This is a genomic window from Xanthomonas sacchari (assembly GCF_040529065.1).
Lineage (GTDB): Bacteria > Pseudomonadota > Gammaproteobacteria > Xanthomonadales > Xanthomonadaceae > Xanthomonas_A > Xanthomonas_A sacchari.
Genome location: NZ_CP132343.1, coordinates 439,108 through 453,459 on the forward strand (window position 1 = coordinate 439,108; position 14,352 = coordinate 453,459).

The window sequence follows — 14,352 nt, forward strand, 5'->3', positions numbered from 1 at the left end:
CACGGACCGCCCGCCACGCCAGCGACCTTCGCCCCCGCGGGCGAACCGGTACCGCGCGGGCAGGCGGACGGCGCGGCGCGGCGCAAGGCCGGGTCGCGGTCCGGCCGCCTCCCCGCGGAGGCGCCAGGTCGAATCGGAGGACGCACGGTCCTCCGGCCGGGGCCGGTATTCGGGCTGATGGACACGCGCACCACGTTGGCTGCGCACCTACTGTCCGTCGCTTCCCAGGCCGGCATGCGCCGACCCAGTGCCATTGACGGAGGTCGTTTCCATTCACCGCTGCGGGGCAGCTCCGGAATGGGCAGGCGCTTGCGGCGCCGGCCGTCACCGGATTCCCGTTTAAATTCATCCCTTCATCCGAATGAAGCGATGAATACCTTCGGCGAGCGCACGATAGGCCGGATGCGGCGGGCGGTCAAGGGCCAGGTGATGTTTTGCGGGCTCGGCCCGGCAGCGTTTGTCGCGAACGTGTAAGCTATTGATCCCTAAGCCAATGACCTGGCGCTGCGGCCGACGGCCGGCGGCGCCCGTCCGCCGTGCCGATGATGCTTCCGCTCCCCTCCGCCGATCTCCCCGCGCGCTACGCCGCTTCGCTGCGGCTGTCCGTGGCCCCGATGATGGACTGGACCGACCGCCATTGCCGGGTCTTCCACCGGCTGCTGGCGCCGTCGGCGCGGCTGTACACCGAGATGGTGCACGCCAATGCGGTGGTGCTGGGCGATCGCGCACGGCTGCTGGATTTCGATGCGGCCGAGCATCCGCTTGCTTTACAGCTCGGCGGCAGCGAGCCGGCACTGCTGGCGCAGGCGGCGCGGATCGGCCAGGACTGGGGCTACGACGAGATCAACCTCAATTGCGGCTGTCCGTCCGACCGGGTCCAGGCCGGGCGCTTCGGTGCCTGCCTGATGCGCGAGCCGGCGCTGGTCGCCGAATGCGTGGCCGCCATGGTCGAGGCCGTCGACATCCCGGTGACGGTGAAATGCCGGCTGGGCGTGGACCAGGACGACGACTACGCGGTGTTCCTGGCCTTCGTCGACCAGGTCGCCGCGGCCGGCTGCGAACTGTTCGTGGTGCATGCGCGCAACGCCTGGCTGCAGGGCCTGTCGCCGAAGGAGAACCGCGAAGTGCCGCCGCTGCGCTACGACTGGGCGCACCGGCTCAAGCGCGAGCGGCCGCAGCTGCAGGTGGTGCTCAACGGCGGCCTGGCTGCGGTGGAGACGGCGCAGGCGCAGTTGCAGGCGGTGGACGGGGTGATGCTGGGCCGCGCCGCCTACCACGATCCCTACGTCCTGCACCGGCTGGACGCGGCCCTGACCGGCGCCGCACTGCGCCCGCGCGCCGAGTTGCTGCGCGCGCTGCGCCCCTATGTCGAGGCACGCCTGGCGGAAGGCCTGGCGCTCAAGCACATCACCCGGCACTTGCTCGGGCTGTTCCACGGCCAGCCCGGCGGCCGTGCCTTCCGCCAGGTGCTCAGCGAAGGGGCGCACCGCCCCGGGGCCGATTGGGCGCTGCTGGAGCAGGCGCTGGCGGTCACCGACGGGGCGGCGCGCGCCGCGGCCTGATCCGATCTCAGGGATCGTATTCGGACCGCAACTCTGCGTGGTGACGGGCCGTCATCGCCTCCGTGCAGGGGCGTCCGACGGCATGGTGGCCTGCTCGGTGACGGACCCGGATCCCACTTTTCCTCTGCTCGTTCAGGGAGTCTGTTCAGGGTCTGGCGACTAGTCTCTGCCTGCCGGGAGACGCCCTGAAGCACCTGCCGAGGGGCTCTCCGGACCGCTGGCGCGGCCCTTGCATCGGTCTTCGGCAGGTTCATTTGACTGAATGTCGCCGGTGGCGCCCGGAAAAGTTCAGACCGGATTCACCCCGAAAAATCAAGAATTTGCCTCGATTTCTCGAGGTCGCCGCCGTTCCCGCGAGGTGTCGCGCTTCACAAGTTTTGAACGTTTCCGATCAGTCCGTTAGGATGCCCGTCGTGACTTCTTCCGCTTCCCGCCACTACCGCTTCGCCGCTGTGTTCGCGCTCGCGCTGGCGTCGGTCGCGGCTGGCCACGGCCGTGCGCAGCAGCCGCCCATGCCGGGGGTGATGGCGCCGCCGGAGCGCGATGCGGGGCGCAACCGGGATTACGGCGGCAGTTCGCTGTCCGACGCGGTGCGCCGGGTGCAGCGTTCCACCGGCGGGCAGATCCTCGGCGCCGAGCGCGTGCCGTTCGATGGCCGCGACATCAACCGCGTCAAGTACATGGATGGCCGTGGGCGGGTACGCTACATGGACGATCCGCAGCCTGGCCGTGCGGCACCGCCGCGGGCGCCGCGGTCGGGCGAGCCTCCTGAGCCACCACGCGACGATCACCCGTGAGTCCGGATAGTTCGGTTCAGGTTCCACACACCGCCCCGGCCACCGGCCACCTGTAAGTTACTAGGGAGAGTTATGCGTATCCTTCTGGTCGAAGACGAAGCTCCGCTGCGAGAGACCCTGGCCGCTCGCCTGAAGCGCGAAGGCTTTGCGGTGGATGCGGCGCAGGACGGCGAGGAAGGCCTGTACATGGGCCGCGAAGTGCCCTTCGACGTGGGCATCATCGATCTCGGCCTGCCGAAGATGTCGGGCATGGAGCTGATCAAGGCGCTGCGCGACGAAGGCAAGAAATTCCCGGTGCTGATCCTCACGGCGCGTTCCAGCTGGCAGGACAAAGTCGAAGGCCTCAAGCAGGGCGCCGACGACTACCTGGTCAAGCCGTTCCACGTCGAAGAGCTGTTGGCGCGCGTCAATGCGCTGCTGCGCCGCGCCGCCGGCTGGAGCAAGCCCACGCTGGAATGCGGTCCGGTCGCGCTGGACCTGGCGGCGCAGACCGTCAGCGTCAGCGGCAGTAACGTCGACCTGACCAGCTACGAGTACAAGGTGCTCGAGTACCTGATGATGCATGCCGGCGAGCTGGTCTCCAAGGCCGACCTGACCGAGCACATCTACCAGCAGGATTTCGACCGCGACTCCAACGTGCTGGAAGTCTTCATCGGCCGCCTGCGCAAGAAGCTGGACCCGGACGGCGAGTTGAAGCCGATCGAGACCGTGCGCGGCCGCGGCTACCGGTTCGCGATTCCGCGCACCGAAGGCTGATTGCAGGCGCCGGCGAGCACACCGAGGAAGCGACCGCGTGGCGGCACGACCCAGGTGGTACAAGCGCTGGCGCCCGCGTTCGCTGCAGGCGCGGCAACTGCTCGCCGCCAGCCTCAGCCTGGTGGCATTCCTGGCCGCGGCCGGTTACGCGCTGGACCAGGCGTTCGCCGACACTGCGCTGAGCAACCTGCGCGAGCGCCTGAAGAGCTACGCCACCGCCTACGCCAACAACGTCGACGTGGCCCGCGACGGCTCGCTGTACATCAACTACGACAAGCCGCCGCCGGACCCGCACTTCGACCGGCCGGGCAGCGGCCTATACGCACAGATCGTGCTGCCCAACGAGCGCTGGGTCTCGATGTCCAGCGAGGGTCCGCTGCCGCCCACGGGCGGCATGCTCGAACCGCGTCAGGAGACCTTCGACGGCCCGTGGCCGATCACCCAGATCGACGGCAGCCAGGGCGAGGTCTACCGCTACGGCATCGGCCTGGCCTACGTGCGCCGTGACAAGGAAACCCCGGTCACCATCTACATCATGGAGGACACCCGCGCGCTGGGTGCGCAACTGCGCGTGTTCCGCGGCCGGGTGTGGTTCAACCTCGGCGGCGCCGGTCTGATCCTGCTGGTGTTGCAGGCCTTCATCCTGCAATGGAGCCTGCGCCCGCTGCGCCGGGTGATCAACGAACTGACCAAGGTGCAGCGCGGCGAAGCGATGCGCATGGGCGATCGCCACCCGCGCGAACTGGAGCCGCTGACCGACAGTATCAACGCCTTCATCGAGAGCGAGCGCGAGAACCTGGACCGCCAGCGCAACACCCTGGCCGACCTGGCGCACAGCCTGAAGACCCCGCTGGCGGTGCTGCGCACCCAGCTCGACAGCGGCGCGCAGGGGCCGGAGCTGCGCGAAGAGCTGGACGTGCAACTGCGGCGCATGAACAACCTGGTGTCCTACCAACTCGCGCGCGCCGCCTCCAGCGGCCACAAGCTGTTCGCCGCACCGTTGCCGATCGAGCCCAACGCCGAGGAGATCGTGCGCGGCCTGGAGAAGGTGTACGCGGCCAAGGGCGTGCTGTGCGAGTTCGACATCGAGCCGAGCGCGCGCTTCCACGGCGAGCCAGGCGACCTGCAGGAACTGCTCGGCAACCTGCTGGAGAATGCGTTCAAGTGGGCGCGCCGGCGGGTGCTGCTGAGTGTGCGTCCGGAGCCGGCCGCCGGCAGCCGCCGCGCCGGCCTGATCATCGCCGTGGAGGACGACGGCCCCGGCATCGCCCCAGAGGAAGTGGCGCACATCCTGCAGCGCGGCGTGCGCGGCGACGAGCGCGTGCACGGCCACGGCATCGGCCTGGCGATCGTGCAGGACTTGGTCAAGGGCTACCGCGGCGAACTGCAGGTCAGCCGCTCCGAGGAACTGGGCGGGGCGCGCTTCCTCGTCACCCTGCCGCCGGGGCTGTAGGCGCAGGAACAGGTCCGGCCGGTTGAGACCGGTATCCCACGGTTCGACAGGGCCGACACAGCGGTCGACGCAGGCGGCAGCGCTGCACCGCAGCAGCAGGTGAATCCCGTGCAAATGACCGGGAGGTTTCCGACAGTGGCTTAACGCGACCGACGCCCAGCTGGCGATACTGCGCCGGTCTTCACGCCGCTTTTCGTCCAGGAGCCCCGCATGTCCGAACCCCGGCATCGTCCTGCAGCAACGCGTCTGCGCGTGCGCGGCCGGCGTGTGTTGCGCCACACCCAGCGCCTGCTGTTGTCCGCGCTGCTGGTGCTGTTCACCGTGGCCGCCATCGCCGCCACCGACAAGGTGATCAAGCGCGACGACGCGCGCTGGCTGCAGTCGATGACCATCGGTCTGGACAGCGCCAGCGTGGCCCAGTTCGAGCGCGATGGCCGCAAGCGCTTCCTGCGCGAGCAACTGCAGGCCGACGCCGGCGATGCCGCGCTGCCGGCGCCGGTGCGCGCGCAACTGGACGGCTACGCGGCATTGCACACGCCGGTGCAGGAACTGCTCAAGCAGCAGGCCGCCGCGCAGCAGGCGATCAAGGCGATGCCCGACGGGGATGCCAAGGTCGCGGCGAAGAAGGCCGCGCAGCAGCGCGGCGATCTGCTGTTGAACCAGGCACGCCAGGCGCAATTGCTGCGCGCGATCTATGCGCCCGACCAGTTGCGCGAGCAGATGGTGTGGTTCTGGCTCAACCATTTCAGCGTGTTCGCCGACAAGGGCCGCCTGCACTGGACCGTGGCCGACTACGCCGACAACGCGATCCGTCCGCATGCGCTGGGCAAGTTCTCCGACCTGGTGATGGCGACGCTGGAGAGTCCGGCGATGCTGGAGTACCTGGACAACGCGCAGAACGCCAAGGGCAAGGTCAACGAGAACTACGCGCGCGAGTTGATGGAGTTGCATACCCTCGGCGTGGATGCCGGCTACACGCAGAAGGACGTGCAGCAACTGGCGCTGATCCTGACCGGCGTCGGCATCGCCCCGGTCGACCGCGACGGTCCGCCGAAGCTGCCGCCGGCGCTGCAGGCGCAGTATGTGCGCCGCGGCGCGTTCGAATTCAATCCGGCGCGGCACGAACCCGGCGACAAGACCTTGCTCGGCCAGCGCATCGCCGGCGGCGGCTTCGACGAGGTCGAGCGCGCGGTGCAACTGATCGTGCGCCAGCCGGCATGCGCGCACTTCATCTCGCGGCAGTTGGCCGAGTACTTCGTCGCCGACGATCCGCCGCCGGCGCTGGTGGAGAAGATGGCGCGCACCTTCCAGCGCAGCGATGGCGACATCGCCGCGGTGCTGCAGGTGATGTTCACCGCGCCGGAGATGGCCGCCGGCGCGCCACACAAGTTCAAGGATCCGTACCGGTTCCTGGTCTCGGCGCTGCGCCTGGCCTACGACGGGCAGACCATCGTCAATCCGCAGCCGCTGCTGGGCTGGTTGAACCAGATGGGCGAGCCGAGTTTCGGACGCATCACGCCCGATGGCTGGTCGCTGCAGTCCAGTGCCTGGAACAGCTCCGGACAGATGGCGCAGCGCTTCGAGATCGCGCGGGCGATCGGCAACGGCAACACCCAGCTGTTCACCGTCGACGGACAGCAGCGCGGCGGCTTCCCGCAACTGAGCACGCCGCTGTACTACCACGCGATCGAGCCGCAACTGAGCGATGCTACGCGCCAGGCGTTGGCGCAGGCGCGCTCGCAGCAGGAGTGGAACGGCTACCTGCTGGCGTCCCCCGACTTCAATTACCGCTGACTGCGGCCTTCGCCGCCCGGAGTTCCGTCATGCACCGTCGCCGCTTCCTGCTCGCGTCCGCCGCCGCTGCGGCCAGCCTGCCGTTCGCCGGGCGCCTGTTCGCCGCACCGGCGCCGTCGCCGCGCCTGTTGGTGGTGTTCCTGCGCGGCGGCTACGACAGCAACAACCTGCTGGTGCCGTACGCCAGCGACTTCTACTACGCCTCGCGGCCGAGCCTGGCGATCGCCAGGCCGGATCCGGCCAATCCCAACAGCGCCATTGCGCTGGACAGCCAGTGGGGCCTGAACCCGCGGCTGCGCGACACCCTGATGCCGCTGTGGACCGACAAGCAGTTGGCGTTCGTGCCCTTTGCCGGCACCGACGACCTGTCGCGCAGCCACTTCGAGACCCAGGACAGCATCGAGGCCGGGCAGCCGGCCGGTCAGCGCAGCGACTACCGCACCGGCTTCCTGGCGCGGCTGTCGCAGGTGGCCACCGGCACGCCGTCGATCGCCTTCACCGATTCGCTGCCGCTGAGCTTCCAGGGCGGCGGCGACATCCCCAATCTCTCGCTCAAGCGCAATCCGACCCCGGCCTTCGACCAGCGCCAGGCCGACATCCTCGCCGGCATGTACCACGGCACGCAGTTGGCCAGCGCCGCGCACGACGGCCTGGCGCTGCGCCAGCAGGTCTCGCAGGCCTTGCGCGACGAAATGCAGCAGGCCAACCGCGGCGCCGCCAGCGCGCGGACCTTCGCCGACGAAACCCGCCGCATCGCCACGCTGATGCGCGAGCGCTACCGGCTCGGCTTCGTCGATGTCGGCGGCTGGGACACGCACGTCAACCAGGGCAGCACCGACGGCGCGCTGGCCAATAACCTGGCCAACCTGTCCGAGGGGCTGTCGGCCTATGCCGAGACGCTGGGGCCGGAGTGGCGCAATACGGTAGTGGTGGTGCTGTCCGAGTTCGGCCGCACCTTCCGCGAGAACGGCGACAAGGGCACCGACCACGGCCACGGCACCACGTACTGGGTGCTGGGCGGCGGCGTCAATGGCGGCCGCATCGCCGGCGAGCAGGTGGCGGTGAGCAAGGACAAGCTGTTCCAGGACCGCGACTACCCGGTGCTGACCAACTACCGCGACATGTTCGCCGGCCTGCTCGGTCGCATGTGGGGCCTGTCGCCGACACAACTGCAGAAAGTGTTCCCACAGGCGCATGCGAGGGATTTGAAGTTGGTGTGATGCGTTTCCCGCGATGGAGGGATTCGGGAAACGTCCTGTAGGAGCGGCTTCAGCCGCGACGGGTGCACTGTGGGAGGGACTTCAGTCCCGACGCGTGACGCGCTCGACTCCCCGTAACGCATGCTTTGTCGCGTTCATCGCGGCGACGTCTTGAAGCGATGCCTCAAGACGCGATGGCCGCTCAGTCCACAGCGAACGGCGACGGCCCGTAGAACCGCGCCAGATGCGCCGCCACTTCCGGCATTTCGCGTTGCAGCCGCTCTGGCGCGGAAAAGTGATATTCGCTGACGACCGCGAAGAATTCTTCCGGCGCTTCGGCGGCGTAGGCGTCGATCTCGCTGGCGCGGCCGCGGTCCACGCGCGCGCAGAAGGCGTCGTAGCTGCGCTGGAAATCGTCGGCCCATTGCCGCTGCCACGTGCGCGGCAGCAGCGGCGTGCCGTCCAGAACGCCGTCGAGCACGTCGAGCTTGTGCGCCATCTCGTGCACCGCCACGCAATAGCCGGCACGCGGGTCGTCCAGGTCGGCCTGCACGTCGGCCCAGGACAGGATCAACGGGCCGCTGTCCCAGGACTCGCCGATCAGTTCGTCTTCCCACTCGTGCAGCACGCCTGCCGCGTCGACATGGCTGCGCTGCACGCGGAATGCGTCCGGGTAGACCAGCAGCTGCGACCAGCCGCGCATGCCGTCGACGCCGTACTCCAGCAGCGGCAGGCAGCACAATGCGGCAAGCAGGCCGCACTGGCGGGCGTCCAGCTGCAGACCGCCCAGCGGCGAGATGGTCTTGCGGTGCAGGAATTCGCTGGCCAGCGCCCGCAGGCGCTGTTCGCGCGGCGCATCCAGGGCGGCAACCCAGGCGCAGTCGCGGCGCACGGCCTGCCAGGTGGCGTCATCGATGGCAGCAGGCTTGGACCACAGCCCGCGCAGCCAGCTTGGGATCAGCGGAACATCCCCGGCAGGAAGCTGTGCCACTTGGGCATGCGCATGCGCGGCACCAGGTCGCTGTCGCTGCCGCCGCCCGTGGTGGTCGAGGCCGGCTTGGTGGAGGAGGGCGCATGCAGCGTTGCCGGCGGACGCGTCGGGGTGTTGTCGGCATCGGCCGCGTCGCCGTAGGTGCAGTCGGTGTGCGGCTTCTCCGCCAGCACATTCGACGCGTGGGCGGCAGCGAGGGGCAGCAGCAACAGGAGCAGGCAGGGCAGGGAACGGCGCATCGTCGGCATCCAGGGCGAGCGGCGGTGAATCCCGATTCTAACGCGGTTTTCACCCGCTGCAGGGCCCCGGCCCTGGGCGCCCGGGGGACGTTGCCGCATACTTTTCGGTTTACGAGGTCGCGCAACGGCGCGCCCGGGGGCGAAACGAGGCGATGGAACCGGCGTTGGACGAGCGCGAACTGTTGGCCAGGCTCAGCAAGGGCCCCCTGTCCGGCGATGCCCTGGCGCGCGCCTGTGGGCTGACCCGGGCGGCGGTGTGGAAGCGCATTCAGGCGCTGCGCGCGGCCGGGGTGGAGATCGAGGGCCGGGCCGGCGAGGGCTATGGGCTGGCGCGGCCGCTGGAACTGCTCGACGCCGCAGCGATCCGGGCTGGGCTGACTGCGCCGGCGCGCACCGAACTGGCCGGCCTGGAGATCGCCTGGAGCCTGGTCTCCAGCAATACCTCATTGCTGCAGCGGCCGGCGCCGGCGCAGGGCAGCGAGGTGCTGCTGGCCGAGCGCCAGACCGGCGGGCGCGGCCGCCGTGGCCGGGTCTGGGCCTCGCCGCTGGCCGCGCATCTGTACCTGTCGGTGGCGCGCAGCTTCCAGGGCGGGCTGGGCCGGCTGGGCGGCCTGAGCCTGGCGGCCGGCGTGGCCGTGGCCGAAGCCCTGCGTTCGGCCGGCTTCGCCACGGTCGGGTTGAAGTGGCCGAACGACCTGCTGGCCGACGGGCGCAAGCTGGGCGGCCTGCTGGTGGAAGGCGGCGGCGAGTTCGCCGGGCCGGCGCGGGCGGTGATCGGCCTGGGCTTGAACGTGGCGATGCCGGCGGCCACTGCCGCGGACATCGACCAGCCGTGGACCGACCTGACCCGGCTCGCCGATGGCGCCGTGTCGCGCAACGCGATCGCCGCGACGGTGCTGTCGCAGTTGCTGCCGGCGCTGGCGCTGTTCGACGCCGAAGGCCTGGCGCCGTTCCTGCCGCGCTACGCCGCGCTGGATCTGCTGGCCGGACGCGCCGTGCGCATCGACGATGGCGGCCAGGTGCGCGAAGGCCTGGCGCTGGGGCTGGCCGAGGATGGCGCGCTGCGCGTGGCCTTCGCCGACGGCGAGCAGCCGGTGCATGCGGGCGATGTCAGCGTGAGGGCGGCATGAGCGACTGGCTGTTCGACCTGGGCAACTCGCGCTTCAAGTTCGCCGCGCTGCAGAACGGCCAGGCGGGCACGGTGCAGGCCTGGCCGCATGGGGCCGAAGCCATGGACGCGGCGGCGGTGGCGGCCCTGCCGCAGGGCGACATCGCCTATGTCGCCAGCGTCGCCGCGCCGACCCTGACCGCGACCGTGCTGGAGACGCTGCGCAGTCGCTTCGCGCAGGTGCAGGTAGCGCGGACCGAGGCCGTCTGCGCCGGGGTCCGCATCGCCTATGCGCGGCCGCAGGCGTTCGGCGTGGACCGGTTCCTGGCCCTGATCGCCGCGCATGGCGGCGGCGACGTGCTGGTGGTGGGGGTGGGAACGGCGCTGACCGTGGACCTGCTCGATCGCGACGGCCTGCATCACGGCGGCCGCATCGCGCCGTCGCCCACAGTGATGCGCCAGGCCCTGCAGCAGAAGGCGGCGCAGCTGCCGGCCGAGGGCGGCGATTACCACGAGTTCGCCGCCGACACCGCCGACGCCCTGGCCTCCGGCTGCGACGGCGCCGCGGTGGCGCTGATCGAACGTAGCCTGCAGCAGGGCGAGGCCTTGCTGGGGCGACGGCCGCGGCTGTTGTTGCATGGCGGCGGCGTGCCACCGCTGTTGCATGCGTTGCCGCCAGCCGAGCAGCGCCCGGCGCTGGTCCTGGATGGGCTGGCGCTGTGGGCGCAGGCGCATGCAGCGGCCGGTGCCGCCTGAGCAGGCCGGCGCTGGCGACCGCCGCACTGCGGTGCGGCGTGGCGGAGGCGGAGGTTGCGCCGAGGCAGCCATCTCCCACCCAGACCTCACTGTCTCTCCCAAGCTGCATCGCACGCTCTAGAATCCGGCCATGCTCGTTCGCGCCCTGCTCGTCGTCCTGACCATCCTCAACCTCGGCGTCGCAGTGTGGTGGGCGATGCAGCCGCCGACCCCGCCGTCGGTGCCGATGCCGGCCGTGCCGGCCGGGGTGGCGACGCTGCAACTGGTCAACGAGGCGCCGGCACCGGCCGCTGCGCCCACTCCGCCGGCCGTCGCGCCTGTCGCCGCGCCGGCCGACACCGCCGTCGCCGCCGATGCGATTGGATCGGTTCCGGCACAGGCTGACGCACCGGCGGCTCCCACGACCGCGGCACAGGACACCGCGCCCGCGCCACCCGCTGCCGCCCCTGCGCCCGCTCCGACCCAGAGCCTGGTCGAGCCTGCGGCGAAGCCCGCCGCCGACGCGGCGGTGTGCCTGAGCGTGGGGCCGTACCCGGATCGCGATGCCGCCCAGGCGGCCGTCGCCGCGCTGGCCCCGGGCGCGCCGCGTCCGCGCCTGCGCGAGGCGGCCGACAGCGATGCCACCAGCTTCCGCGTGATCCTGCCGACCATCGGGGGCGAGGATGGCCTCAGGCAGGCCACCGAGCGCATCGTCGCTGCCGGCATCCGCGACTATTACCCCTTGCGCCAGGGCGAGACCGGCAATGCCATCGCCCTGGGCCAGTACCGCAGCCGCGAAGGCGCCGAGCGCCGCCGCGCGGAACTGGCCCGTGCCGGCTTCAACGCCGACCTGATCCCCAGCGGCGGCAGCGGCCAGTCGCGCTGGTGGCTGGACCTGCGCGCCGACTCCGCGGCGCAGGCGGCGACCCTGCGCCGCCAGCTCGGCGCCGCGCGCCAGCGCAGCGTGGACTGCGCCACGCTGCGCTAGAATGCCGCGCCTGCCGGTGTTCGGCGCCGCGCCGTCGAGCGTGCCGCGGCCCGCGCCAGCAGGTAGACTGCCCCGGCCCCGCTCATGGGCGTCTTTCGTCTTGCCGCTTTAGCTCAGTCGGTAGAGCAACTGTCTTGTAAACAGTAGGTCATCCGTTCGATTCGGATAAGCGGCACCATCCCTCCTCTCTTCTGCATCGCGCAGATCCGCGGCGCATCGTCGATCCGCTGGAACGGCAGCTTTTTGCTCTCCGTCGCGTGTCCTCCAGAACATTCCTCCAAGCAGCGCGCGACCCCGCGCTGCGTGGACGCTGTGGTGGATGGCACGGACGCGGGGTGCGAGCACGACGCAACAGCCTGCCACCAAATCTCGTCTGCAGCGCTGCGCAGTCGCGGTGCGTGCTACTGCCGCACCGCTGCGCTTTGTGACATCAGCATGGTCTGCGCGCGCATGGAAAGCGGACAACCCTGTTGCTTCAACATCGCGATGGCCTCCCTTGTCCGCCGCAGCAGGCCGGTATTGGCGATGAAGGTCGTCTTCGCGCCGTGGAATTCCAGCACGATGTTCTCGGTTCCCCACGCTGTTCGATAGTCCACGTTGGCGATCCCGCGGTACGGGCAGGTGCGCGTGCGCAGCACCCGATATTCCACGCGGTCCGCATGCAGGATCAGCTTGGGGTTGAGGCTGCTGTGCGCCCACGCGAACCAGGGAAGGAACGTCAACCCGGCGAATGCGGCTTCCAGGGTCACGATCAAGGGCTTTTCCAAGGCGATCTCCAGAAACGGCGGAGCAGCTTAGTCAGGCACTGCGATCGACGTCCAACCGCACGCCTCCGCCTGCTGCGCCGCGGCGGGTCGTGCCATGCCGGTCCCGCTAGACTGGGCCACTTTTTTGGCTGGAGCGTATGCGCATGAAGTCGTCTTTTCTGCCGGTGTCCCTGATCGGCGTTCCCACCGACATCGGGGCCGGCCATCGCGGTGCGCGGATGGGGCCGGAGGCGCTGCGCATCGCCGGCCTGCACGAGGCGTTGGCCAATCGCGGCGTGGAGGTGCGCGACGTCGGCAACATCGACGGCCCGCGCAATCCCTGGCAGGCGCCGGTCGGCGGTTACCGCCATCTGGATGAGGTGGTGGCCTGGAACCGCGCGCTCATGGAGGCCAGCTATGCGGAATTGCGCGATGGCCGCATGCCGATCGTGCTTGGCGGCGACCATTGCCTGGGCATCGGCTCGATCACCGCGGTGGCGCGGCATTGCCGCGAGCAGGGCCGCAAGCTGCGCGTGCTGTGGCTGGACGCGCACTCGGACTTCAACACCAGCGAGGTCACGCCGTCGGGCAATGTGCACGGCATGCCGGTGGCCTGCCTGTGCGGGCTTGGCCCGCAGGCGCTGACCGAACTCGGCGGCAGTGCGCCGGCGCTGCGCCCGGAGCAGGTGCGGCAGATCGGCATCCGCTCGGTCGATCCCGAGGAGAAGCGGTTGATCAAGCAGCACCGCGTCGACGTGTACGACATGCGCTACATCGACGAGATGGGCATGAAACGGACCATGGAGGCGGCGCTGGACGGGCTCGACGCCGACACCCACCTGCACGTCAGTTTCGACGTGGATTTCCTCGACCCCAGCATCGCCCCGGGCGTCGGCACCACGGTGCCGGGCGGCCCCAACTATCGCGAGGCGCAGCTGGTGATGGAGATGATCGCCGACAGCGGGCGCATGGCCTCGCTGGACATCGTGGAGCTCAATCCGGTGCTGGACCACCGCAACCTGACCGCGGAACTGGCGGTGGACCTGGTGGAGAGCCTGTTCGGCAAATCGACGCTGATGCGCGACTGATCGGTGCGGGCTCAGCCTGAATGGGTCGCCGGTTCATTCACGTGAAATCCACAGTCGTGACGGCAGATTCACCGCCAGACGGTAGTGCGGCGACGCCTATCGCCGCCCACCCCGACCACCTGCGATTGCCGAGGACGACACGATGAAGCGACTGACCACCCTGTTGATGCTGACCCTGTTCTGCGCTGGCGTGCTGACCGGCTGCAACACCGTCGCCGGCGCCGGCAAGGACATGCAGAAGGCGGGCGAGAAGGTGGAAGACAAGGCGCAGGATTGCAGCGCTGGCAAGTGCTGAGTTTCGCGCGGCCTGCGTGCCGCGTCCCATGACCAAGTAAAGGAGTGAAACCTATGAAGCGTACGTTTGCGTGGATGCTGCTGGCGATGTTCTCGGTGGGCCTGCTGTCCGGCTGCAACACCGTTGCCGGTGCCGGCAAGGACGTGCAGAAGGCGGGCGAGAAGGTCGAAGACGCCGCCAAGAACTGAGCCTCGTCTCAGCTGCGAAAAACGGGTCGGCTTGCCGGCCCGTTTTTTTTGCGCGGCTGCCGGCCATGCGTAACGGTTCACGATGCTCATGCCGCGCTGACGCTGCATTGATCGGTCCGCGACGCAGGCGGCGCGATGCTGTGCCGGCGGCATGCAGTGCCGCCTACACATCACGAGAGATGCCATGAACAAAGACATCATTGCCGGCAAGTGGACCCAGCTCAAGGGCAAGATCAAGGCGCAGTGGGGCGACTTGACCGACGACGATTTCGACGTCGCCGAAGGCAATACCCAGTACCTGGCCGGCAAGCTGCAGGAGCGCTACGGCTGGGCGCGCGATCGCGCCGAAAAGGAAGTGCATGCCTTCCGCGACAGCCTGGGCAAGGAATACCACGACTGAGGCGTGCGCCGCC

Annotated in this window: 16 protein-coding genes, 1 tRNA gene and 1 riboswitch; of the genes, 14 read left to right on the top strand and 3 right to left on the bottom strand. The window is 69.6% G+C overall.

Features of this window, described 5'->3' with window-relative positions:
• Positions 1-142 precede the first annotated feature (142 nt).
• Positions 143-396, bottom strand: a riboswitch (cobalamin riboswitch).
• 146 nt (positions 397-542) lie between these two features.
• The 6 genes from dusA (at position 543) to RAB71_RS01830 (ending at position 7,582) form a co-directional block, all read left to right on the top strand.
• Entirely contained in the window at positions 543-1,562 is a 1,020-nt protein-coding gene (gene dusA, locus RAB71_RS01805; protein ID WP_010341007.1) for a tRNA dihydrouridine(20/20a) synthase DusA, read from the top strand.
• 413 nt (positions 1,563-1,975) lie between these two features.
• Complete coding sequence (locus RAB71_RS01810; protein ID WP_039726258.1) at positions 1,976-2,359, top strand: hypothetical protein; 384 nt, start codon at positions 1,976-1,978, stop codon at positions 2,357-2,359.
• A 72-nt stretch (positions 2,360-2,431) separates the two neighbouring features.
• Positions 2,432-3,115, top strand: a complete 684-nt coding sequence (locus tag RAB71_RS01815; RefSeq protein ID WP_003469280.1) for a response regulator transcription factor — start codon at positions 2,432-2,434, stop codon at positions 3,113-3,115.
• Positions 3,116-3,197: 82 nt separating this feature from the next.
• Entirely contained in the window at positions 3,198-4,568 is a 1,371-nt protein-coding gene (locus tag RAB71_RS01820; protein ID WP_029561833.1) for a sensor histidine kinase, read from the top strand.
• Positions 4,569-4,778: 210 nt separating this feature from the next.
• Positions 4,779-6,362: a DUF1800 domain-containing protein gene (locus RAB71_RS01825; RefSeq protein ID WP_050946533.1), complete on the top strand. Its 1,584-nt coding sequence runs from the start codon at positions 4,779-4,781 to the stop codon at positions 6,360-6,362.
• 29 nt (positions 6,363-6,391) lie between these two features.
• On the top strand, positions 6,392-7,582 hold the full coding sequence (locus RAB71_RS01830; RefSeq protein WP_010341011.1) for a DUF1501 domain-containing protein: 1,191 nt from the start codon (positions 6,392-6,394) through the stop codon (positions 7,580-7,582).
• A gap of 181 nt (positions 7,583-7,763) precedes the next feature.
• On the opposite strand, the gene RAB71_RS01835 is transcribed toward RAB71_RS01830, so the two are convergent.
• Together RAB71_RS01835 and RAB71_RS01840 are read right to left on the bottom strand one after the other, a co-directional pair.
• Complete coding sequence (locus RAB71_RS01835) at positions 7,764-8,552, bottom strand: zinc-dependent peptidase (protein ID WP_010341012.1); 789 nt, start codon at positions 8,550-8,552, stop codon at positions 7,764-7,766.
• Entirely contained in the window at positions 8,519-8,800 is a 282-nt protein-coding gene (locus RAB71_RS01840; RefSeq protein WP_029561834.1) for a hypothetical protein, read from the bottom strand. Before RAB71_RS01840 ends, RAB71_RS01835 begins: the two co-directional genes overlap by 34 nt.
• A gap of 155 nt (positions 8,801-8,955) precedes the next feature.
• Here RAB71_RS01840 and birA point away from each other — a divergent pair, with 155 nt between their 5' ends.
• From birA to RAB71_RS01860, 4 genes are all read left to right on the top strand, one after another.
• Complete coding sequence (birA, locus tag RAB71_RS01845; RefSeq protein ID WP_041500684.1) at positions 8,956-9,921, top strand: bifunctional biotin--[acetyl-CoA-carboxylase] ligase/biotin operon repressor BirA; 966 nt, start codon at positions 8,956-8,958, stop codon at positions 9,919-9,921.
• Positions 9,918-10,655, top strand: coding sequence for a type III pantothenate kinase (locus tag RAB71_RS01850; RefSeq protein WP_010341017.1), 738 nt, complete (start codon positions 9,918-9,920; stop codon positions 10,653-10,655). The genes birA and RAB71_RS01850 overlap by 4 nt, the downstream gene beginning before the upstream one ends.
• A gap of 130 nt (positions 10,656-10,785) precedes the next feature.
• Entirely contained in the window at positions 10,786-11,622 is an 837-nt protein-coding gene (locus RAB71_RS01855) for an SPOR domain-containing protein (protein ID WP_167397478.1), read from the top strand.
• A 102-nt stretch (positions 11,623-11,724) separates the two neighbouring features.
• Positions 11,725-11,800 (top strand) — tRNA-Thr (locus tag RAB71_RS01860).
• A 223-nt stretch (positions 11,801-12,023) separates the two neighbouring features.
• On the opposite strand, the gene RAB71_RS01865 is transcribed toward RAB71_RS01860, so the two are convergent.
• Positions 12,024-12,371: a hypothetical protein gene (locus RAB71_RS01865; protein WP_234006639.1), complete on the bottom strand. Its 348-nt coding sequence runs from the start codon at positions 12,369-12,371 to the stop codon at positions 12,024-12,026.
• A gap of 161 nt (positions 12,372-12,532) precedes the next feature.
• Here RAB71_RS01865 and rocF point away from each other — a divergent pair, with 161 nt between their 5' ends.
• The 4 genes from rocF (at position 12,533) to RAB71_RS01885 (ending at position 14,339) form a co-directional block, all read left to right on the top strand.
• Positions 12,533-13,456 (top strand): arginase, encoded by a 924-nt coding sequence (gene rocF / locus RAB71_RS01870; protein ID WP_010341022.1) that lies wholly within the window; start codon positions 12,533-12,535, stop codon positions 13,454-13,456.
• A 142-nt stretch (positions 13,457-13,598) separates the two neighbouring features.
• Positions 13,599-13,751, top strand: coding sequence for an entericidin A/B family lipoprotein (locus RAB71_RS01875; RefSeq protein ID WP_010341023.1), 153 nt, complete (start codon positions 13,599-13,601; stop codon positions 13,749-13,751).
• Positions 13,752-13,804: 53 nt separating this feature from the next.
• Complete coding sequence (locus tag RAB71_RS01880; RefSeq protein ID WP_010341024.1) at positions 13,805-13,939, top strand: entericidin A/B family lipoprotein; 135 nt, start codon at positions 13,805-13,807, stop codon at positions 13,937-13,939.
• A 184-nt stretch (positions 13,940-14,123) separates the two neighbouring features.
• Complete coding sequence (locus tag RAB71_RS01885) at positions 14,124-14,339, top strand: CsbD family protein (protein ID WP_010341025.1); 216 nt, start codon at positions 14,124-14,126, stop codon at positions 14,337-14,339.
• The last annotated feature ends 13 nt before the right edge of the window (positions 14,340-14,352 follow it).